General features: G+C 68.0%; 16 protein-coding genes. 4 read left to right on the forward strand and 12 right to left on the reverse strand.

Annotation, left to right across the window (positions count from 1 at the left end; translation table 11 throughout):
• The 3 genes from ACFFDA_RS20230 to ACFFDA_RS20240 all read left to right on the forward strand — a co-directional run bounded on the left by ACFFDA_RS20230 (nt 1) and on the right by ACFFDA_RS20240 (nt 4,157).
• Entirely contained in the window at nt 1-1,236 is a 1,236-nt protein-coding gene (locus tag ACFFDA_RS20230; RefSeq protein ID WP_404482556.1) for a hypothetical protein, read from the forward strand.
• 156 nt (nt 1,237-1,392) lie between these two features.
• A complete protein-coding gene (locus ACFFDA_RS20235) occupies nt 1,393-1,818 on the forward strand; it encodes a DoxX family protein (RefSeq protein ID WP_404482557.1) in 426 nt (141 codons plus the stop codon).
• A 113-nt stretch (nt 1,819-1,931) separates the two neighbouring features.
• A complete protein-coding gene (locus tag ACFFDA_RS20240; RefSeq protein WP_404482558.1) occupies nt 1,932-4,157 on the forward strand; it encodes a tetratricopeptide repeat protein in 2,226 nt (741 codons plus the stop codon).
• 14 nt (nt 4,158-4,171) lie between these two features.
• Here the strand turns inward: ACFFDA_RS20240 and ACFFDA_RS20245 are convergent, their stop codons facing one another.
• Both ACFFDA_RS20245 and ACFFDA_RS20250 read right to left on the reverse strand, forming a co-directional pair.
• A complete protein-coding gene (locus ACFFDA_RS20245) occupies nt 4,172-4,990 on the reverse strand; it encodes a class I mannose-6-phosphate isomerase (RefSeq protein WP_404482559.1) in 819 nt (272 codons plus the stop codon).
• Between the two features lie 25 nt (nt 4,991-5,015).
• Nucleotides 5,016-6,059 carry a mannose-1-phosphate guanylyltransferase gene (locus tag ACFFDA_RS20250; RefSeq protein ID WP_404482560.1) on the reverse strand — a complete coding sequence of 348 codons (1,044 nt, stop codon included), beginning with the start codon at nt 6,057-6,059 and terminating at the stop codon, nt 5,016-5,018.
• Between the two features lie 495 nt (nt 6,060-6,554).
• Here ACFFDA_RS20250 and ACFFDA_RS20255 point away from each other — a divergent pair, with 495 nt between their 5' ends.
• Nucleotides 6,555-7,721 (forward strand): nucleotide sugar dehydrogenase, encoded by a 1,167-nt coding sequence (locus ACFFDA_RS20255; RefSeq protein WP_404482561.1) that lies wholly within the window; start codon nt 6,555-6,557, stop codon nt 7,719-7,721.
• Between the two features lie 216 nt (nt 7,722-7,937).
• Here the strand turns inward: ACFFDA_RS20255 and ACFFDA_RS20260 are convergent, their stop codons facing one another.
• From ACFFDA_RS20260 to ACFFDA_RS20305, 10 genes are all read right to left on the reverse strand, one after another.
• Nucleotides 7,938-11,357, reverse strand: coding sequence for a glycosyl hydrolase (locus ACFFDA_RS20260; protein WP_404482562.1), 3,420 nt, complete (start codon nt 11,355-11,357; stop codon nt 7,938-7,940).
• Nucleotides 11,358-11,429: 72 nt separating this feature from the next.
• Nucleotides 11,430-12,368, reverse strand: a complete 939-nt coding sequence (locus tag ACFFDA_RS20265) for an alpha/beta hydrolase (protein WP_404482563.1) — start codon at nt 12,366-12,368, stop codon at nt 11,430-11,432.
• A 31-nt stretch (nt 12,369-12,399) separates the two neighbouring features.
• Complete coding sequence (locus ACFFDA_RS20270; RefSeq protein ID WP_404482803.1) at nt 12,400-13,710, reverse strand: family 1 glycosylhydrolase; 1,311 nt, start codon at nt 13,708-13,710, stop codon at nt 12,400-12,402.
• A gap of 28 nt (nt 13,711-13,738) precedes the next feature.
• Nucleotides 13,739-14,551: an alpha/beta hydrolase gene (locus ACFFDA_RS20275; RefSeq protein WP_404482804.1), complete on the reverse strand. Its 813-nt coding sequence runs from the start codon at nt 14,549-14,551 to the stop codon at nt 13,739-13,741.
• A gap of 29 nt (nt 14,552-14,580) precedes the next feature.
• Complete coding sequence (locus ACFFDA_RS20280; RefSeq protein ID WP_404482564.1) at nt 14,581-15,048, reverse strand: hypothetical protein; 468 nt, start codon at nt 15,046-15,048, stop codon at nt 14,581-14,583.
• Between the two features lie 55 nt (nt 15,049-15,103).
• Nucleotides 15,104-17,371 carry a TonB-dependent receptor gene (locus tag ACFFDA_RS20285; protein ID WP_404482565.1) on the reverse strand — a complete coding sequence of 756 codons (2,268 nt, stop codon included), beginning with the start codon at nt 17,369-17,371 and terminating at the stop codon, nt 15,104-15,106.
• A gap of 58 nt (nt 17,372-17,429) precedes the next feature.
• A complete protein-coding gene (locus ACFFDA_RS20290; RefSeq protein ID WP_404482566.1) occupies nt 17,430-18,263 on the reverse strand; it encodes a fumarylacetoacetate hydrolase family protein in 834 nt (277 codons plus the stop codon).
• 42 nt (nt 18,264-18,305) lie between these two features.
• On the reverse strand, nt 18,306-19,196 hold the full coding sequence (locus ACFFDA_RS20295) for a VOC family protein (RefSeq protein ID WP_404482567.1): 891 nt from the start codon (nt 19,194-19,196) through the stop codon (nt 18,306-18,308).
• Nucleotides 19,197-19,198: 2 nt separating this feature from the next.
• Nucleotides 19,199-19,624, reverse strand: coding sequence for a heme-binding protein (locus ACFFDA_RS20300; RefSeq protein ID WP_404482568.1), 426 nt, complete (start codon nt 19,622-19,624; stop codon nt 19,199-19,201).
• Nucleotides 19,621-21,144 (reverse strand): bifunctional 3-(3-hydroxy-phenyl)propionate/3-hydroxycinnamic acid hydroxylase, encoded by a 1,524-nt coding sequence (locus ACFFDA_RS20305; RefSeq protein ID WP_404482569.1) that lies wholly within the window; start codon nt 21,142-21,144, stop codon nt 19,621-19,623. Before ACFFDA_RS20305 ends, ACFFDA_RS20300 begins: the two co-directional genes overlap by 4 nt.
• Nucleotides 21,145-21,155: the final 11 nt, after the last annotated feature.

A 21,155-nucleotide genomic window follows, 5' to 3' on the forward strand; every position in this document is an offset into this window, starting at 1 on the left:
ATGGCCTTTGGCGACGGACCCGACGATCTCGCACTCGACCTCGCCTGGAAGCAATTCTGCGACCATCTCCGGACCGCCGGCAGGAGCGCCTTCAAGGACGCCAACCCCGCCACCCCGCTCCAGCGCGCCGACGCCTTCCGCTTCCTCACCCAGAACCTTGGCCAGGCCTTCGACCTCGCGCTGGAGACGAAGGACCCTGCCTTCCCTCAGATCCACGCCTTCACCACGCCGACTATGAAGCTGGGCGGCGACGTCGCCGACTTCACCTATCGCCAGGCCTGGATCGATGGCGCCCACGCCTATCGCCTCACCGGCCGCAAGGGCACCGCCCGCTGGCTCAACGTGACCGTGCAGGGACCGCGCCCGGACCTGATCCCGGGCACCGACTGGCCCTCGCTGCACGAACCCTTCGGCGACGTGCCAGAGTGCAACATCCTCGGCGCCCGGATCGAGGCCGACGCCGAGGGCCGTTTCGAGCTCTTCGTCGGCGGCGAGGCGCGGCCGCGCAACTGGCTGCCCACTACTCCCGGCAGCCGCAAGCTGTTCATCCGCGAGGCCTTCGACCGCTGGGACGAGACCCCGACCACGCTCACCATCGAGCGCATCGGCATGGGCACCCCCCGCCCGCTCCCCGACCCGGCGCGCATGATCGAGGCGATGGACTGGGCGGGGCGTTTCCTGACCGGCCTGATGCGCGACTGGCCCGAGCATTCCTGGGCAACCTCGCGCGGCGTCTGCGATCCCACCGCGCGCAATCGCTTCCCCGCCGACAAGACCGCCAACGACGCGTCGGACGCCAGGCGCGGGCGCATGGCCGCCCACATGGTCTGGCACCTGGAACCGCAAGAGGCGCTTATCGTCGAAATGGACATGCACCCCGGATTCTGGATCTTCGGCATGGGCGGCGCCTTCGCGGGCTCGATGGATTTCCTCCACCGCCCGGTCAGCTATACACCCGCCCGCACCTGTGTGGACGGCGACGGCGTGGTGCGCCTGGTACTTTCCCAAGACGATCCCGGCGTCCACAACTGGCTCGACACGCAAGGGTTCAGCGACGGCAACCTGACCTATCGCAACCTCCTCACCCAGGACGCCGCCACCTTCCGCACCCTCCTGGTGCCGCGTGATGCGCTGATGGCGCACTTGCCCGCCGACACCGCACGGGTCTCTCGCGCCGAACGCGAAGCAATGCTGCTAACCCGCTACCGCGCGATCAAGCAGCGCTACGCCATCTGACACTTATTCGAAATAGTCGAACATATCGACCAGTTTTATCCCAGTTATGCGGATGACATCCGGCGCCCATAAGGGTCTCGAGCGACGCCCCGGTCGCACAGATCGACGGCGGTCGGTTGCTCGGGACCCACCGCCCGCCACCTAAGGAATCCGACCATGAACTCGACCACCATCGATCTCTCGCCTGCCGTGTCCTCCTCGCGTACCCTTTCCTCCATCGAGCGCGCATTGCCGGCTACCGGCCGCGTGCTGATTGCAGCGATCTTCCTGCTGAGCGGCGCGTCGAAGCTCGCCGATCCGACCGGCTCGATGGCCTACATCTCCTCGGCAGGCCTGCCGCTTCCCCCCCTGGCGCTGGCCGGCGCCATCCTCGTCGAAATCGTCGGCGGACTGATGCTCGTCGCCGGCTATCGCCTCCGCGCCGTCGCCACGGTGCTCGCGCTGTTCAGCATCGCCACCGCCGTGTTCTTCCATCATGCGCTGGGCGACCAGAACCAGTTCATCCACTTCTTCAAGAACCTGGCGATGGCCGGCGGCCTGCTGCAGATCGTCGCCTTCGGCAAGACCGGCGCCCGCGCCTGACCCTGCCACCCCGCCCGTCGCCCGATCCGGCGGCGGGCAGGGCCGACCCACGCATCTTCCCATAGTCCGCCGGTCATCACCTCTCCACCATCCCGGCCTTATGCCCTTGCAGCATGAGCGGACTGGAAAGCCTCCTTATCAAGGCCAGAGGCGCTGCCCGCCGCGGCGAGACCGAGACGGCGCGCGCGCTCTACCGGCAGGTTCTCGATCGCCACCCCCGCAACCCCCGCGCCCTGATGGGTCTGGGAATACTCGATGCGAGCGACGACACGCCCGCGCAGCTCGCGTTCGACCGCATGGTCGCCGCCTTCCAGGCCGGTCGCATGGACGAAGCGGCACGGCTCGGAAAAATCCTCGCGCGCGACCACCCCTACGCCCACGGCGTCCACAACCTGCTCGGCGCAGCGCTGCTGGAACTGGACGACGCTGCCGGTGCCGCCGATGCGTTTCGCTGCGCAATCGCCGCCCATCTCGATACGCCCGCCGCTTGCAACAACCTTGCCATCGCCCTGCGCCGCCAGGGCCGCCTCGACGAGGCCGAGGCGACCTGGCGAGCCGTGATCGCCCGCGCCCCGGATTATGCCGATGCGCCCTACAACCTCGCCAACATGCTCGAGCACGTCGGCCGCCTCGGCGAAGCCGCGCAGTGCCTGGAGAGCGCGGTCGCCATCGACCCGGGGCATGTCGATGCGCACTACAATCTCGGCAACGTGCGCGCCCGGCAGGGTTTCCGCGACGAGGCGATCGCCTGCTTCGCCATCGCCGCCACCTTGCGCTCCAACCACACCGACGCGCACAACAACATGGGCGCGCAACTGCTTGCCGCCCAGCGCGCCGACGAGGCGCTGGCCGCCTTCGACCGCGCCCTCGCCGCCGATCCGTGCAACGGGCAGGCCATGGTCAATCGCGGCAAGGCTCTGGTCCTCAAGGGCGAGCGGCTCGCGGCGGTAGCAGCCTTCCGCGCAGCGCTGGCGCGCGATCCTGCGGACACGTCGGCACGGCTCCAGGCGCTCTTCGAGGAAGCCCATCTGTGCGACTGGCGCGCCCGCGGCGAATACGCGTTGACCGATGGCCCCGAAGCCGCGGTCGTGCAGCCGTTCGCCTCGCTGCCTTTCGTGGACGATCCCGCACACCAGTACCGCCGCTCGCTCGCCTGCGCGGCGAAGCTGTTCCCCCACGCCCCGGAAAGCCTGCCCGAGCCCCCGCCTGCACCGGACGGGCGCATCCGCATCGGCTACTTTTCCGCCGACTTCCACGACCATGCGACGATGCACCTGATGGCGGGCTTCTTTCGGGCCCACGACCGCAAGCGCTTCGCCGTCCATTTCTACAGCTACGGACCGGCGCGCGAGGGCGATGCCGCCCGCGCCGCCCTTCGGTCCCGGGGCGACGCCTTCGCCGAGATCGGTGCGATGCGCGATGAGGAGGTGGTCTCGCTCGCCCGCGCTGACGGCCTCGACATCGCGGTCGATCTCAAGGGCTATACGCTGGGCACCCGCACGCGCCTGTTCGGCCATCGCCTCGCGCCGGTCCAGGTGAGCTGGATGGGCTATCCCGGCACGCTGGGCCACCCCTGCATGGACTATTTCATCGCCGACCAGGTAACGATGCCGCCGGGTGCCGAGGCCTTCTTCACCGAGAAGATCGTCCGGATCGCCCACTGCTATCAGGCGAACGACGATGCCCGCGCGATCGTCCCCGATGCCGGCGGTCGGGCCCGATGGGCATTGCCCCGGGACGGCTTCGTCTTCGCCAGCTTCAACCAGTCCTACAAGATCTCGCCCGCCGAGTGGGACATCTGGATGGACCTGCTGCGCGGCATCGACGGCAGCGTCCTGTGGCTGCTGCGTTCGAGCCGCTGGGCCGAGGAGAACCTGCGCCGCGAAGCCGAAGCGCGCGGCGTCGATCCCGCACGGCTGGTCTTCGCTCCGCCACTGCCACATGCCGAGCACCTCGGGCGGCTGGTCCATGCCGACCTGTTCCTCGACACCTTCGCGGTCAACGCCCATACCACCGCCAGCGACGCGCTATGGGCGGGCCTGCCGGTGCTGACGCTTGCCGGCCGCCAGTTCGCCGCCCGCGTCGCCGCAAGCCTGCTTCACTCTGTAGGACTTGCGGAACTGGCAACGCGGAACGAGAAGGAATACGCCAGCCTCGCGCTGGCCCTGGCGCGCGATCCGCAACGGCTGGCCAGTCTGCGCGTCTCCCTCGCGCACAATCGCAAAACCCATCCGCTATACGACACGGCCGGCTACACGCGCCGGGTCGAGGATGCCTTCACCCGAATGCATCGCCGCCGTCTCGACGGCCTGGAGCCGCGGCATTTCGAGGTCGACTGAGCCCAGCGACGGGATCAGCTCGCCTCGCAAGCCCTTGCGAGCAGGCAGGTGCCGTCCTGCGCGAATCGCACCTCGCCGAGGCTGGCCGCGAGGCCGCAGCCGCCGGGGCTGATGGTCTCGCCGGCGATTTCGATCTCGCCCTCGCGCGGGATCACCAACAGCGGGCCGGGATAGCGGACCGCCAATTCCGGCGACGGTGGCCCCGCGATCTGGTCCAGCAGGAACAGCGGACCGTCGACCAGCACCCGCGTCTCGCGCGGCGCGACCCGGGTGTGCCAGCGGTCGAGCGCATAAGGCTCGCCTTTCGAGACCGCCACGCCGTCCTCGAGATGCAGCTCGCGCGGGCGGCCGTAGTCGTAGAGGCGGTAGGTGATGTCGCTGTTCTGCTGCACCTCGATCAGGCTCACCCCCGCGCCGATGGCATGGACGGTGTTGGCGGGTATGTAGAAGAAATCGCCCGGCACGATCGCATGCCAGGTCATCAACCCTTCGATCGAACCATCGAGCGCGGCGGCCCGCATGGCCTCCGGCGCCAGGTCGGCATCGAACCCGATGCCCAGCTTCGCACCCGGTTCGGCGGCGAGGATGAACCAGCATTCCTCCTTGCCCTGCCGCCCCAGGCCCTTGGCGATGGTCTGCGCGTCGGAAGGGTGGACCTGGACAGAAAGCGCCTCGCTGGTGAAGATATACTTGACCAGCAGGTCCGGCAGCCCGGCAGGTGGTTCGAACCATATCTCGCCGATGCGCTCGCCCTCGGGCGCGGTGAAGGGCGCAGGCAGGACGTCCTTGCCCCAGGGCTTCTCGACCCGGCGGATCGGCAAGGCGGCTGTCATGACAGACGAATCTCGATAGGATTGCTCACTGGTTAACAGCTCCCGAAAGCTTGCCCACCTTCTGTACTCCGGAAACGGTGGTTATCATGATGTCGTTCCCGTCGACGACGACGATGACGTCCTCCAGCCCGATCACCGAAACGCGCGGACCATCGCTGTCGACCAGGACGTTGCGGCAGTCGACCAGTTCGGCCTCGCCCTCACCGCGCACGGAATTGCCGTTTTCGTCGCGATCCAGCGCTTCGTGGAGCGCGTGCCAGTTGCCGATGTCCGACCAGTTCATGTCGGCCGGCACCATCGCCGCGCGGCTGGTGTTCTCCATCACTGCGTAGTCGACAGAATCGCTGGGAACCGCGGCGAAGGTATCGGCATCGGGATGGAAGCGCTGGCCCTCCTCGCGGCCTTTGGCCACGGCTTCGGCGACGCCTGCCGCGATAAGCGGGCGATGCGCGGCCAGTTCGGCAAGGAAGTCCTTGACGCGGAAGGCGAAGATCCCGCCGTTCCACGCATAGATACCCTCGGCGAGGAAGGCCTTGGCGCGTTCGATGTCGGGCTTTTCGACGAACTGGGCCGTGCGGTAGCCGGTCTGCGAGATAGCCTCGCCGCGCTTGAGGTAGCCGAAGCCGGTCTCCGGCGCGGTCGCCTCGATGCCGAAGGAAACCAGCCAGCCTTCCTCGGCGAGGTCGGCGGCGGCGCAGGCGGCGACGGCGAAGGCATTCGCATCGCCGATATGGTGATCGCTGGGGCAGACCAGCATGACCGCGTCCTCCGGCAGGCGGCAGGCGGCCAGCGCGATGGCGGCAGCGGTATTGCGCGCGGCCGGCTCGACGATCACCTGCGCGCCCTCGATCCCGCCGAGCTGGGCCTCGACATGGCCGAGATGCTGACGGCCGGTCACTACGACCGGCGCAGCGAATCCACCCGACGCCGGGCAGCGCGCGAGCGCCGCCTCGAACAGCGTGTTGTCGCCGACCAAAGGCAGGAAAGGCTTGGGCATCGTGACACGGCTACGCGGCCAAAGGCGCGTGCCGCTGCCGCCGCACAGGATCACGGGAACGATGGTGGGCATGAAGTCTGTCGCTCGTCGAATGCGGGCCGGGAATGGCCTGGATTGTAATAGCCGGTGTTTGTTGCATTGCAACGTGCGGGCGCGTTCGGCCGTCAATAAGTGTGCTCCCGGCGCCAGTAATGCAATGCCTGCCTGCAAGTCCACCGGATCGCTCCCCGGCGAACTTTTAGAATGGGATACCGCCTGTGGGCCGCTTGCCGGGCGGTCCGGATCATGGCGCCAACGAACGGCGTCGGTGTGGAAAAAATTCACCGGCGCGGAGTCGTCCCACGACCTGCGAATGATCGGGCAAAGCGGTATGGGTAATTCTCGGAGCAGGGAAACCGCCGCCGATCGGTTCCAACGCCGCTGCGCCGCGGTTCGCTGCATTGCAGAATTGACGCTCCTGCACGCGGAAGGCATGGAAGGTTGCCATATGCGCACACAACCGGCGATATGATCCCGAAGTCGGCATCATCCGGTGGCGCCGACGAAGTCACGCGAGTGAGTGCATAGATGAAGATTGCGGTTTTCGGCCTCGGCTATGTCGGGCTTTCCAACGCGGCCCTGCTGGCTCAGAACAACGAGGTCGTGGCGGTGGATGTCTCGGCCGAGCGTGTTGCCTTGCTCAACGCGCGGCGATCCCCGATCGTCGACGTCGAACTGGAAGAATTCCTCGCCAACAAGCCGCTCGACCTGACGGCGACTCTCGATGCAACGACTGCCCTCGCCGGTGCCGACTACGTCATCGTGGCCACGCCGACCAACTACGACGTCGATACCAACAAGTTCGACACGTCCTCGGTGAAGGCCGTCATCCGGGCGGCGATCGCTGCCAACCGTGATGCCACGATCGTGGTGAAGTCGACCATCCCGGTGGGCTTCGTCGACGAGATAAACGCCGCCTACGACAGCAACCAGGTCATCTTCTCGCCGGAATTCCTGCGCGAGGGGAAGGCGCTCTACGACAACCTTCATCCCTCGCGCATCATCGTGGGCGAACGATCGGAACGGGCGCGATTGTTCGCCGACCTGCTGGTGCAAGGCGCGATCAAGAAGGACGTCGAAGTCCTGTTCACCGACGCTCGCGAAGCCGAGGCGATCAAGCTTTTCGCCAACACCTACCTCGCCATGCGCGTCGCGTTCTTCAACGAGCTGGACAGCTACGCCATCGCCGGCGGCATGGACACTCGCCAGATCATCAGCGGAATCGGCCTCGATCCGCGCATCGGCAGCCACTACAACAATCCGAGCTTCGGCTATGGTGGATATTGCCTGCCGAAGGATACCAAGCAGCTTCTCGCGAACTATTCCGAAGTGCCGCAGAACCTGATCCGCGCCATCGTCGATGCCAATCGCACTCGCAAGGATTTCCTGGCCGACCAGATCATCGCCAGGAAGCCCAGGAAAGTGGGCGTTTTCCGCCTGGTTATGAAAGCCGGGTCGGACAATTTCCGCCAGTCTTCGATTCAAGGCATCATGAAGCGTGTCAAGGCCAAGGGCATCGAGGTCATCATCTACGAGCCGGCTATGAAGGAAGATGAATTCTTCGGATCGAGGGTCGTGCGCGATATCGATGCGTTCAAGGCGGAATGCGACGTCATCCTCGCAAACCGCATGAGCCCTGCGGTCGAGGACGTGAAGGAAAAGGTCTTCACGCGAGACCTGTTCGGATCGGACTGAGTGTAAAGCGCCCGCGCTGACGGACGCATGGCACGCCGGTGGCGGTAAGCACTCCGGCCGCCTGTCCCCCGGCGCGACCCGCCTGAATGACCGGCGATGATGGATCTTGATCGAAAGCCGGTCCATAACCCCGACATGGCGGCGCGGCTGTGGGACCATTGCGTGAGGCTCATCATCGCCTGATCCCGCCGCGACCGTCGCGGCCACGCCGCGCGCTTACTCCTCCGCTTCCAGTCTCACCGGCCCGATCAGGCCCGAGGGACGCAGCGGCGCGTCGGCACGGTAGGTCGGCATCGCCGTCCAGGTGATCGGCCTGGCGCCGGGCTGCGCATCGCCGACGAGGCGATTGACCCACAGGTTCGCCACCTTCACCTCGATCGAGTTGGCTCCCTTGCGCACCGCCCCACCGACGTCGATCCGATAGGGCGCATGCCATACCGTGCCGACCACGCGGCCATTGACCGAGACTTGCGCCAGATCGCCCACGGCTCCGAGATCGAGCCACAGCGGCTTGCCGGCCCCTGCGCCCCTGGGCAGCGTGAAGCTGCGGACATAGGTCGCCTCGCCCGAGAAGTACCTGATCGCGGGGTCGGCGTTCTGCTCCAGCGGGGCGAGTGTTGCCAGCCGGGTCGAGGCGGGAGCGCCGCGATCCGCCTGTAACGTCACCGTCCAGCCGTCGTCCAGCGTGGCCAGCATCTTATGCGCCTTGGCCGGCAGCGTGCGAGACGCGGCCGCAGCGTCGTCGCGGAACACCACGAAGACTGCATCGCCCGCCACCAGCGATAGCGGCACGACCGTCTCTCCGCCTTCGAGGCGATAGGCCAGCGGTTCGCTCCTCCCGGTCTCGGGATGCCACAGGCTGGGCGCCTTGCCGGTGACACGGAAGCGCGCCTCGATGGCCTGCGCGGTGTCCTGCGGATTGCTGAGGTAGTAGAGATCGCCCCGCTCGTCGCGACGGTGGACGAAGGGTATCCTGGCTCCCGTCTCGGCGCCGGTGAAGGTGAAGTCCGGCGCCACGCCGATGGTCTTCAGCGCGGCTTCGACGTCGTCCCCGGCGATCACCCGGCCCTGCCCGACGCGCGCATCGCCGCCCACCGGCCAGAGCCTGGCTACCAGCGCGGACCACTCGGCATCGCTTCCCGGCGCCCGCCCGTCGAAGCCGGGGGTCGCGACGGGCGCCTTGCCGATCACCGTCGCCCCGCCCTCGACCAACGCGGCCAGCTTGCGCAGTGCCGCCAGCGTCATGTGCTGCGAGGAGCCGCCGAGGTAGATCGCCCGGTAGCGCGCCCCGCCCGGAGCGACGACATCGGCGCCCTCGTTCGCCAGCAGCGTGTCCAGCGCATCGAAGCTCAGGAAGTCGTAGGCGTGGGCGACCGGCGCATCGGCCACCGGCTTGTCACCGTAAAGGCCCGTGAGCGGCGCTTCCTCGCCGTAGAAATAGGCCACGTCCGCCACGTTGCGCCCCTCCTGCAGGAGCAGGGACGAGCGCGCGATGTAGTCGACCCAGGGCTTGGCCATCTCGCCCCAGCTCTCCATCCGGTTGAAGTACTGGCCGAAGATGAACAGCGACAGGCCCGGCTTCTTGTCGTCCACCGGAACGTGGACCGAGGTGTGGACCACCGGGCGGTTGACGCCGTTGACGAACTCCATGTCGATGAACCGCTTGAGGTCCTTGGGTGCAAAGGCCCAGGGCGCCATCGAGGCCGTCATCGATTCCGCCGCGACGAGGTTCTGGCCATAGAGGTGCGCGACCGAAGCCGCGCCCTTCATGTCCGCGATCAGGGTCTGGCGCGGGCCGTCTTCCTTGCCGAACGCCCACATCGCCGCCATCGGCACGTCGGTCGCCTTGCGCATCGTCATGTCGTCGCCCAGCATCGGGCGCTTGTCCTCCAGCGCCTCGCCATAGACGATCAGGCCGTTCTCGTGCGCGATCTTGGCGACGGTGCCGTAGTGCTCGCTCGCCAGCAGGTCGGCCAGGGTGCGGCGGTAGTCGTAGAGGAACTTGTCCGACTGGGCGCGCGTGCCGACCAGCACGCCGGTCAACGCGGGCAGCCAGGGGCGGGGATCGTAGCCGCGCAAACGTTGGAACTGCTCCAGCAGCCGGGGCGTCCAGTTCGCCTCGCCGACCTCGATGGAGTCGGTCAGGAGGGCGCGCACGCCACGCTTGCCGACCATGTCGGGACCGGCGGCATCCTTGTAGAGGCCCAGGTAGTGTTCGAGGTAGCGGCGCACCGCCTCGCCATCGAACTTGTCGACCTCGAGTCCGGTGGCTTCGGGCGGTGCCGGATGGTTGGTCGTGCCCAGCAGCGAATAACCCATGCGCAGCACGCGCCAGCGCTGGCCCTTCGGCAACGCCGGGGCGTGCCAGTCGAGCGTGCCGTCCGACTGCAGCCTGCCGGTCAGGTCGACCACGCCGGTGGGAGGGATACCGCTGACGGTGTCGGCGGGTTCCCCCAAGGCGTAGTAGTCGCGGCTCATGACGAAGCCGGACTTGGTCTCGAAGCGATCGACCCTGGGCCCTGCGTCCAGCACGAGCGAACCGACGACGAGCGGCTTTTTGGCCATCATCGCGCCGACGCCGTCGAACAGCCCGGCCATGGCCACGCCGGGCGCCGGGGAACCCAGCCCGCCATCGGCCTTGCGGGGGTTCAGCACTACGCGGAAATGTGCCGCAGTGACGGCGGGGAAGCTCGCCGTCGTCGGCACCGCGCCCAGTGCAAGGGTAGTGATCGGCGTCCAGGCGTTGCCGTCCGTGCTCGCTTCCAGCGTGGCGGTGAAAGCCGCGCCGGCGAACGGGACGACGACGTCCGGGACGTAGAGCGTTGCCGATCGCACCTTTGTCGGCCTGGCGTAGTCGAGACGCAGGACCGGCGGCTCGCCGTCCTTGCGCGCCAGCGTCACGCCCTTCGCGAGATCGGCGTCGAACAAGGCGGCGGCATCCAGCGTATTGCCCAGCCCATCGGTTGCGCGTGGTATCGGAGCGGCCGGCGCGATGGCCTCGGGCATCGCGAAGACGCCGACGTCGCCGTAATGCTGCGGGCCGCTCTCGGCGGGGTTCCCGGAGATCATCTCCTCGATGGACAGCGCCGCCGTCAGCGTCTGGTACGGCCCGGTCACGGCGGGTGGCGCGGGAAGCTTGCCGGCGAAGCGCCTGCCCGCCACCACGCGCGTTTCCGACCAGACCAGCTTCTTGAGGCCATCCGCCGGCTGGACCCAGGGGCCACCCGTCTCCGACCAGCCGGGCGAGGAGGCGATGGCGAATTCCAGGCCGTGCCGGTCCGCCTCGTGCACGGCGAAGCGGAAGGCGTCCTTCCATTCCGGCGTCATGTAGACGAGCCGGTGGTCCACCACTTGCGGCGTCTGCAGGTTGGCGTCGAAGTTCTGCACGCCGCCGATCCCGACCCGCTTCATCCAGGCGAGGTCCTTGGCGATCCCATCCTTCGAGATATTGCCGTTCATCCAGTGCCACCAGACGCGCGGCCGGGCGGACGCGGGCGGGTCGCGGAAGGCTTCGAGCAAGGGATCGCCGGCCGGGGCGGCAGTCGGCGCCTTGGCTTCCTCCTTGGCGAAAGCACCCGAAGGCGCGGCCAGCGCGGAAGCCAGCATGAGCATCGCGCGAAACGTGCGACCCGGCATTCATCTACTCCCAATTCGATATGTTTATCTAAGTATCGGCGCTCGCCCTGGCGCAATTCGGATCGGCCCGGGCTACTTCGCCCCGCGTCGCTCCAACAGTCCCTGCATCGCCAGCCATGCGGTGAACTCGTCGATCAGCAGCGTAGTCGTCGTGCCCGGCTTGCCCAGCCCGAAACCGTGGCTGCCCTGCTGGTAGCCGTGGATTTCGACCGGGCGCCGCGCCGCCTGCCAGGCCTGCGCGATCGGGAAGCCCATCGCCGGGAACAGCGGATCGTCGAGCGCGATCGCGTCGAACAGCGGCGTGGCGTCGGCCGGCACGTCGACCCTCGCCTGCGGTCCGTAGATGTAGCCCAGGAACGCGGGGCGGTCGCCCGGCTGCGCCGCCAGCACCGTCTGGAGCGAAGTCATCGCCCCGGCGGAAAAGCCGATCATGCCGAGGCGCGCGGGATCGACGCCCCACTTGGCGGCATTCGCGCGGACCAGCTTCAACGCGGCCAGGCCGTCCTCGGTGGCCAGCGGATTTCCAAGCGTGGGCATCTTCGCGGGATCGGTCATCCCCGCCTGCATCCTGGCCCACATGTACTTGCCGGCCTCGGCTTCGTCCCTGGGGGTCGGCAGTAGGCGGTACTTGAGCACGAAAGCCGCGATGCCGCGCTCGGCCAGTGCATGCGCGACGTCCCAGCCCTCGTGCGACATCGACAGGCCCATGAACGCCCCTCCCGGCGCCACGATCGCCGCCGCGCCGGTCGCCTTCGCGGGATCGGGCAGGACCGGCGTCAGCGTCGGCCGCGTGACGTTGCGGACCATGTAGTCCTTGCCGAAATACTGCGACCACACTTCCCCGCTGTTCGAACCGGGTGTCTTTGGCCCGTAGAGCGGGATCGCGTCGGGTTCGGCCGGCGCCGCGGCCGGGCTTGGTGCCGGATAGTCCGCAGGCTGTGCACGAACCGCTCCGGCCACCGGAAGGCCGAGCGCCGCAAGCGCGGCCAGCATCAGGCATTTGCCCTTCATCGCCATGTCCCTCGTCCTCCCCCCTTCGCGATCAAAGCGAATTGCGCCTGGCGATGCCGCCCAGCACCGAAGCGCTCGGCTTGGGCGTGCGCACGAACGTGGTGCGATCGACGCTGCAAAGGCCGAAGCGCGGCTTGTAGCCGAAGATCCACTCGAAGTTGTCGATCAGCGACCAGTGCATGTAGCCGAGCACCGGCACACCATCGTCGATCGCCTGCTTGAGCCCTTCCAGCGCCGCCGGAATGAAGCGCGCGCGCAGGGCATCGTCGTCGGTGCCGACGCCGTGCTCGGAAACCAGCACGGGCACTTTCGTCGCCTCGTGGACGTAGCGCACCGCGCCCGCCAGCGAGGGCGCCCAGACTTCGGTGCCGGACCAGTTGTGGTCGGCGCCATCGGGGGCCGGCAGGCGGGCCTTGTCGTTCCACACCGCGCGCTCGTAGTTCTGGACACCGATGAAGTCGTCCCCGCGCGAGATCTCCAGCCAGGCGCCATAGACTTCGGCGCGCACCTTGTCGCGCATCGAGTTCCTGCCGGAAGCCTGGTCGTCGATCACCGAGAGCGTGAAGCCGACGGGAAGGTCGGAGCGCACCGCCTTGATCGCGGCGCGGGCGGCCTTGTGGCCGGCCTTGAGTCCCTGTTCGATGGCTTCCACGTCCTCCAGCGCGGCGACGTTGGCGCAGACGTATTTCTCGACCCCGAAGCGCTTGGAAGCCGCGGCCAGGGTCTGGCGCTGCATGTCCCACACCGGCGGAGGCAGGATGTTCTTGAGGATCAGCAGGATGTTCGGCTCGTTCAGGGTCATGGCCATCGCGATGTCGGCGCCGATCGCCCGCGCCACCTTGTCGCAATAGCGCGCGAACAGTCCGGGCGCGTCGGGGTTGGTCCAGCCTCCCTGCGCGCTGAACCAGCGCGGCGCGGTGAAGTGGTTGAAGGTCACCAGCGGCGCCAGCCCGCGGGCGTGGCAGCCGGCCACGATCGCCTTGTAGTGATCGAGCATCGCCTGCGAGAACAAGCCCTTCTCCGGCTCGATCCGCGACCATTCCACGCCGAAGCGATAGGACGTGAGGCCGAGCGCCTTCACGATATCGAGGTCGGTCGCCCACAGCTCCAGGCTGTTGCAGGCATCGCCCGATGGCTGGGCGAAGATGGTCGGCTGCTGGTTCTCCAGCGGCCAGAGGTCGGAGGAGACGTTGTTGCCCTCGATCTGGTGAGGCGCGGTGGCGACCCCCCACAGGAAGCCCTTCGGAAATGCCGGCGTCGGACGCTTGGCGGCCGCGCTCGATACCGCGGGGCTGGCCGCCAGCAGGGCGCCGGCGGCCAGCAGCGAACGCCGGTCGATGATGGGGTCGATCAGGGTCATATGATGTTCCTCAGGAATATGTGGCGAAGAAGGAGAGTATCTCGTCGGCCAGGCGGCGGTCGGAGGTGCCCAGGTGCATGGCCATGGAGTAGTGGTTGTGCCCGCTGGCATAGTGCGCGCGCGGGAGGGCGCCGTGGCGGTCGAGGCGTGCCTCGAGCAGCCCGGCCCATTCGGCCTGGAAGCGCGGCGGATCGAACTCGGCGCAGGCGAGCAGCAGTGGCAGTTCGGTGTCGACGACCACCTGCCGGGGCATGCGCCCGGCATAGGCGTGCTGCGGGCCGTAGTAGAGCATGTCGCGCTCGTCGAGCGGGGTGAAGCCGTAGAGGCCGGACAGCAGCGCGGCGGCGCGGACCAGCTTCGCGTGATCCGGTCGCAGCTTGAGGAAGGCGGAGACGTGGACCGCACCGGCCGAGGTGCCGAGCAACAGTATCCGATCCGGATCGCCGCCATGCTGCGCAGCATTCGCGCGCAGCCAGTCCACCGCTGCGGCGACGTCCTCGGCTCCGGCGGGCCAGGTTTCGTCGGGCGCGAGACGGTAGTTCATCACGGCGCCGAGCAGGCCGTGGCCGGCCGCCCAACGGCCCACATGGGCATTGGCCCAGCCGCTCGTACCGCCCTTGTCGCCGACCAGGAAGCCCCCGCCATGGACGAACAGGAGAACCGGGCGCAGCGCCTCGCCCTCTCCTTCGCGGTAGAGATCGAGCCGGTTGCGGGGGTGGTCGCCATAGACGCAGTCGATCGCGGCCGGGGCCAGCGCGGCTGCCCGCGGCACCTGCTCCGCGTCATACAGCGCCCGCATCGCGCCCACCACGTCGGGCCCCATGCGCGTGCCGAGAGAGGCTATCGTATCGTTCAAGCGGCCAGCTCCTTCATCGTGCGCGCGAACAGGGAGGATACCGCAAATCGCGTGCAGGCAAGCCCCAGCAACGCGCCATAGGCGACCTTGAACAGGAGCGCGGGATGGCTCGGCACCTCGCGCAGCGGCCCGAACAACGCCAGCCCCGCCAGCACCAGCGCGGTGGCGATCCCGCCAAGGGCGCCGCGCGCCACGATGCCGCCGACCGCCGCCGTCACCGGCAACGCTACCTTGCGCAGCTTCGCGCGCACGACCAGCGTGGGAACCAGTGAGGCCATCAGCGACACCATCAGCCCCTGCGGCAGGAAGTCGAGCGCGAAACGATCCGGCGCGCCCACCGCCAGCGGCCTTGCCGCGAGGCCGAAGACGACCGCAAAGAATACCGCGCTCAGCACGGCATTGATGGCCGCACTGACGGCCTGCTCCTGGCGCAGCATCCGCTGCCTGTCGATCGGTCCCGGCACCTTTGTCTCCCGATAACGGTGTGGCGGGAGATCGTGCGATCCCCCGCCGTCCTGCTCAGAACCTGGCGTCGAGGCTGATGCCGACGTTGCGGTAGGACTGCGGCCCGTAGATGGCGCCGATGTTCCCCTCGACGGCGCCGGTCGGCGACGTGCTGGAGTAGGGGAAGTCGCTCTGCATCAGCGACGGCTCGTGCACGTTGAACAGGTTGCGCACGAAGACCGAGACCGTATAGCGCTCGTCCTGGGTCCTCAGGCCGACGCGGCCGCCGACCATCCAGTGCGGACGGAACGTGGTGTCCGCCACCGAGTTCGCCTCGTAGCGCACGCGCGACTTCCACACCGTGTCCACCGCCAGGAAGCCGGCGAAGGTATCGCCGAAGTCCTGCGCGTACTCGCCCGACAGCGTGAACTTGTAGCGCGGCGAGTTGGCGAGCTGGCTATTGCCGATATCGGTGCCGTCGGTGCCGATGAAGCCGCCCGGATAGGTCGCCTTGGCATAGATGAAGCCGGTGTTGAGCGAGAGGTTGGGCGTCACCTTGCCGAAGAAGTTCAGCTCCGCGCCGCGCGTCTTGACGCCGTTGATGTTGGTCTGGACGCAGGAGATGATGCCGTTTCCGTCGACCGTGCACTGCTGGGCCTGGAAGTTCCGGATCTTCATGTAGAAGACACTGAGGTCAGCGACCCAGCCGCCGAACAGCGTGGCCTTGAGACCGCCTTCGTAGGAAGTCGGGATCTCGGGCTGGACGACGGAAGGATCGCCGACCGCCGGGACCGCGATCTGGCCGCCCTTGAAGCCGCGCGACACGGTGGCGTAAGCCATCATCGTCGGCGTGAGATCGTACTGCGCGCCCAGGCGCCACGACCACTTGGCGACGTCGAGGAACGTCTCGGTGTCCGACGTCGCAGTGTTCAGCGACAGGCGATCGGTGGTGTAGCGCACGCCGCCGATCAGGCGGAAGCTGTCGGTGAGGTGTCCGGTCGCCTGGCCGAAGAAGGCGAGGGACTCGTCGCGGATCGTCAGTGCCGGCGTTGCGCTGGTGACGATCGGGATGGTGACGCCGGGCACCGGCACGAGGGTGACGCGCACGATCTCGGGGATGCGGGTCTGCTTCTGGTTCGAATAGAATGCGCCCGCCGTGTACTCGATCGGCGAGCCGGCAGCCGAGCTGACGCGAAACTCCTGCGTGAACAGGCTGAAGTCGCGATCGACCGGATCGTTGGCCACCTGCAGTTCGAGCGGCGAGCCGCGGAACACGTCGGAGGCGGCACCATAGCCGGTCTCGGTCGCCTTGCGCCAGGCGGTGATCGAGGTCAGCGTGAAGGGATCGGCGGCGTAGTCGACCTGCAGCGAACCGCCGTAGCCCTTGTTCTTGCCGACCTGGTCCTTGTCGCTGCAATAATCGCGATTGCCCTCGCCCACCGTCACGCCGCAACTGGCAAGACGGCTGGTGATGCCGGTGGCGTCATAGCCCGCGCCGCCCAGGAACGAGCCCGGACCGCTGGTCTTGACGAACGTGAAGAAGTCCCCGCCGTTCTCGTAGCGCGACTGCGAATAATCGCCGATGACGTTGACGGTGAGGCGGTCGGTCGGTTCCCACAGCAGGCGAGCGCGCACGCCATACCGGTCGTTGTCGTTGTAGTCGCCGGTGGTGGCGTTGCGGTTCACGCCCTGGCGCAAGTTGGCGACGCCCGACACGCGGACGGCCGCGTTCGAGGCCAGCGGCACGTTGATGACGCCCTGCACCACCTGGTTGCCGTATTTGGCGCCGGCCGTGCCCGCGTTGGACAGTTCTGTTCGCACCCGGCCGGAGAACTCGCCGAATTCGGGCGCGTTGGTGGTGATGTTGATGACGCCGGCCGAGGTGGTCAGGCCGAACAGCGTACCTTGTGGCCCCTTGAGCACTTCCACGCGCGAGATGTCGAACAGGTCGGAGATGTTGGCGTTGCCCTGGCTCACCTGGTCGACGACGACGCCGACCGAGGCGACCGCGCCGGGCGAGAAGGTGAGCGTGCCGATGCCGCGGATCGAGCCGCCGCCGCCGGTGTTCTGCCCCGGCGCGGACTGGATCTCGAGGCTGGGCGCGATGCGCGCGAGGTCGTTGACGGTGTTGACCTGCTGCCGCTCGAGCTGCGCTGCACTGGCAACGGTGATCGAGATCGGAACCTCGGTCACCTTCTCGGCGCGGCGCTGGGCGGTGACGATGATATCGCTGCTGGACGTCTCGGCGGCGTCCTGCGGGGCGGCGTCCTCCTGGGCGAATGCCGGCGCGCCCACGGTGGTCAGCGCAATGCCCGAAAGCAGCGCGATCTTGCGGATGTTCATGATGGTCTCTCCCTTGAACTTGTTCTTGGTAGCTTGGAGGCCGTTGGATCGGGGACCCTCAGGCCTCGTCGACGACGGGATTGGAAAGGGTACCGATGACGCCGATGGATATCTCGACGGTGTCGCCGGCCTTGAGGTAGAGCGGCGGCTTGCGCTTGTCGCCGACGCCGCCGGGCGTGCCGCTGGCGATCACGTCACCGGGCTTGAGGTCGGTGAAGGTCGAGCAGTAGGCGATGACCGTGGGGATATCCCAGATCATGTCGGAGATCGGCTGGTCCTGCACCAGTTCGCCGTTCACGCGGGTCTGCACCCGTTGCGAGGCGAGGTCCGCGACGTCGGCAGGCAGTACCATCGCCGGGCCGAAGCCGCCGGTGCCGGGCCAGGTCTTGCCGGGGGTGAACTGGATGTTGTGGCGCTGCCAGTCGCGGATCGAGCCGTCGTTGAACGGTGCATAGCCGGCGACGTGGTCCCAAGCGTCCTCGGGCGCGATGCGGCGGCCGGGCTTGCCGATGATGACGGCCAGTTCGCCCTCGTAGTCGAAGCGCACGCTTTCGGGCGGGCGGACCAGCGCCTCGCCGTCGGCGATCAGGCTGTCGGCCCAGCGCGTGAAGATCGCCGGGTGTTCCTTCTGCTCGCGGCCGGTCTCGGCGACGTGCGTAGCGTAGTTGAGCCCGACGCACAGGATCTTTTCGGGGTTCGGCACGACGGGCAGCAACGTCACGTCGCCGCGCGCGAACGTGCCGGTGACGGCGAGCGCCGCCAAGTCACCCGCGAGCGCATCCCTGAGCCATGCGTCGGCGCCCGGTTCGCCGAGATCGAGCACCGTGTCGCCATCGAGGCGGCCAAAACTGCTTGTGCCGTCGGGACGTTCGAAACTGATGTACTTGGTCATGCGCGTTACTCCCCTGCCCTGCCGGTCCCCCGGCAGCGGCGGTCAATTGTCCAGTGGTGCGGGCTGCCAGTCGCGGCGGAAGCGGAAGCGCTCCTCCGCACGGCGCAATCCGGCGAAGTCCTTGTCGGAGATGCCCCACTGGTCGATCCGGTTTTCGGGCCAGGTCCAGTCCTCGGGCGTGCCGGGGCGATAGTCCTCGGGGACTTTCTCCACGGCCGTCGAGAACTCGATCACCGGGCCGAACGGCGCGATGTAGTAGGCATAGACGTTGGCGCCGGGGCCGTGGCGACCGGGTCCCCACGCGGGTGTCAGCGCATGGTCGCGCAGACGGCCGATGCCGCGCATCACCGCGTCCAGGTCTTCCATCTCGAAGGCGATGTGGTTGAGCGAACTGATCCCGGCGCGCGCGAAGGCAGTGGAATGGTGGCTGTCGTTGCAGCGCACGAAGACCATGCCCTTGGTCCGGTCCGAGACGCGGAAGCCCAGCACTTCCTCCACCGCCAGGCCAGAGGCCTCGGCATCGGCGGAGTTGAACACGACGTGCGTGAGCTTGACCGGCAGGTCGCGGCCGGGGATCGGCTCGACCTCGCCGGCATCGACGAGGAAGCGCAGCAGTTCGCCCTCGGGCAGTTCGACCAGCAGGCCATGCCCGCCGCCGAGGTCCTCGCTTACGGTCGGCCGCGATGCCCAGCCGGCGGCGGCGACGCGCCCGGCGATGCCGTCCAGTTCCTGCGCCGAGCACAGGAACGTCGTCGAGCGAACGAACTCGTCGGCGGATTGCTCGAAGGCCACGAGGTACGGATAAGCCCCGGAACCGCGCAAGTAATGCGTGGTGCCGACCACTTGCGCTTCGGCCATGCCCCATATCCCGGTCATGAACGAAGCGGCCGCTGCCGGATCAGGCAGCGCCAGTTCGATGCTGCGCAGCTTCATGGCTATATCTCCTTGGAAAGTCCGGCCGCCCTGATCCCGGCCATGGCGCATTCGGCATCGCATTCGCCGGTATCGCCGCTGACGCCGACCGCCCCGATCGCCGTGCCCTCGCCGTCGCGGATCACCACTCCGCCGGGCGAGAAGGCGATGCCCCCCGCCACGACCGCGCTGACGCTCTGGAAGAACAACGGGTTGCCCTTGGCCCGCTCGGCCAGCACGCCGGTGTCGGCATCCATGCCCACCGCGCCTTGCGCCTTGGCGCGGGCGATGTCGAAGCGGTAGAGGCTGGCCCCGTCCTCGCGCCCGAAGGCGACCGGATGCGCTCCGGCATCGAGCACGATCACCGCGAGCGGCTTGGCACCGCGCGCGCGCGCTTCGGCCAGCGTACCGGAAACCACGGCCTGCGCCTGGGCGAGAGTAAGCGTCATGCGGCAAGTTCCCGATGGCTGAAAAGCTGGATGGCGCGGGCGGCGAGCAGGTCTTCGGCGCTGCCCGAAGCGCTGCCGAAGACGTAGTGATCCGGGCGCACCAGCACTGCATCGACGCCGTGCCCGTCGAGCCATGCGGTGATCGCATCGTTGTCGGCCAGCGCGGTCGAGACGATGCGGGTGACGCCGTCCTGCGTGCCGGCCACGGTATCGTCGCGCACGAACAGCCTCCAGCCGTCGCCGGTGAGATCGTCCAGCTTGCTGCCGTCGGCCAGGATCGGTTGCACGAAGCGCTGCCCCGCCCCGGAGGTGCCGGCCAGAACCAGCCCCTCGCGGATCGCCGGGATCAGGTCGTGGGCGGTCTCGCCCGCCTTGCGAGTGGCTTCCTCGCGGATGCGGGCATCACGCGCGGCGGCGAGCGCGGGGTCCAGTTCGCAGATGTAGCGCCCCGCGGCCACTGCCGCGCCGATCACGGCGCGTACGTGCGGGTCGCGCTCGGACTGGTAGCTGGCGAGGATCGCGGGCGACGCGCCGGCGTTCGCCACGGCGTCCATCTTCCAGGCGAGATTGGCGACGTCCCGCAGGCCGTGGCACATGCCCTGCCCGAAGAACGGCGGCGTCTGGTGCGCGGCGTCGCCGGCGAGGAACACGTTGCCGACCTGCCACTGGTGCGCGACGAGGCCGTGGAAGCGATAGGTCGCCGCACGCACGATCTCGTGCGGGACATCGGCCATCCAGGCGCCGACGAGTTCGGCCACCCTGGCGGGCTCCATCATCGCCTGGTCGTCCTCGCCCGGGAGCAGCATGAACTCCCAGCGGCGGTGATCGCGCCGGCCGGGGACCACCGTGGCGGGGCGCGCGGGATCGCACATCATCACCGACAGGCGCTGCAGGTCCGCCCCCTCGGGCACCCCGGCGATCGGCGGGAAGCTGACAGGGCCCTGCACCTGCGCGTCGACCACCAGCCAGGGCTCCTCGAAATCGAGGTCGTCGAGCGCGACGTCCAACGCCTTGCGCACCGTGCTGCGCGCACCATCGCAAGCGATGACCCAGCGGGCCGCGACGCTGCGCGTCTCCCCGCCTTCCTCGTAGGAGACGTTGACGATATCGCCGTCCTGCTCCAGCCCGGTGACGGTGGCGCCCGGCTTCAGCGTGACGTTCGCAAGCTCCGCGAACCCTTCGCGCAGATGCGCTTCCAGTTCGGGCTGGTAGAAGAAGTAGTCGTTGGCCCAGCCGAACGGGCGCGGCTTGCCCACGGTGCCCATGTAGCGGATCACGCCATGGTCCGCGCCGACGTGGAGATGCCCGTCCGTGGCGATCATGTCCGCTTCGACGCGGTCTATGACCCCGGCCGACTGGAACAGCCGCATCATCTCATGATCGAGATGGACCGCGCGCGGCAGCGGATAATGCTCCAGTTCCCGTTCGAGAACCAGCACGTCCAGCCCTTTCAGGCCAAGAAGGTTCGCAGCCAGCGCGCCCACAGGGCCGCAGCCTACGACAACGACGTCGTACGACATTCTTCAGTCCT

The organism is Novosphingobium sp. BL-52-GroH (assembly GCF_044813085.1).
Taxonomy (GTDB): domain Bacteria; phylum Pseudomonadota; class Alphaproteobacteria; order Sphingomonadales; family Sphingomonadaceae; genus Novosphingobium.

Coding starts and splice junctions, on each gene's coding strand:
- ACFFDA_RS20245 (WP_404482559.1), bottom strand. CDS start 4,990: ATGACAGCCGCCTTGCCGATCCGCCGGGTCGAGAAGCCCTGGGGCAAG.
- ACFFDA_RS20305 (WP_404482569.1), bottom strand. CDS start 21,144: ATGTCGTACGACGTCGTTGTCGTAGGCTGCGGCCCTGTGGGCGCGCTG.
- ACFFDA_RS20265 (WP_404482563.1), bottom strand. CDS start 12,368: ATGAAGGGCAAATGCCTGATGCTGGCCGCGCTTGCGGCGCTCGGCCTT.
- ACFFDA_RS20255 (WP_404482561.1), top strand. CDS start 6,555: ATGAAGATTGCGGTTTTCGGCCTCGGCTATGTCGGGCTTTCCAACGCG.
- ACFFDA_RS20295 (WP_404482567.1), bottom strand. CDS start 19,196: ATGAAGCTGCGCAGCATCGAACTGGCGCTGCCTGATCCGGCAGCGGCC.
- ACFFDA_RS20250 (WP_404482560.1), bottom strand. CDS start 6,059: ATGCCCACCATCGTTCCCGTGATCCTGTGCGGCGGCAGCGGCACGCGC.
- ACFFDA_RS20300 (WP_404482568.1), bottom strand. CDS start 19,624: ATGACGCTTACTCTCGCCCAGGCGCAGGCCGTGGTTTCCGGTACGCTG.
- ACFFDA_RS20235 (WP_404482557.1), top strand. CDS start 1,393: ATGAACTCGACCACCATCGATCTCTCGCCTGCCGTGTCCTCCTCGCGT.
- ACFFDA_RS20230 (WP_404482556.1), top strand. CDS start 1: ATGGCCTTTGGCGACGGACCCGACGATCTCGCACTCGACCTCGCCTGG.
- ACFFDA_RS20290 (WP_404482566.1), bottom strand. CDS start 18,263: ATGACCAAGTACATCAGTTTCGAACGTCCCGACGGCACAAGCAGTTTT.
- ACFFDA_RS20260 (WP_404482562.1), bottom strand. CDS start 11,357: ATGCCGGGTCGCACGTTTCGCGCGATGCTCATGCTGGCTTCCGCGCTG.
- ACFFDA_RS20240 (WP_404482558.1), top strand. CDS start 1,932: ATGAGCGGACTGGAAAGCCTCCTTATCAAGGCCAGAGGCGCTGCCCGC.
- ACFFDA_RS20275 (WP_404482804.1), bottom strand. CDS start 14,551: ATGGGGCCCGACGTGGTGGGCGCGATGCGGGCGCTGTATGACGCGGAG.
- ACFFDA_RS20285 (WP_404482565.1), bottom strand. CDS start 17,371: ATGAACATCCGCAAGATCGCGCTGCTTTCGGGCATTGCGCTGACCACC.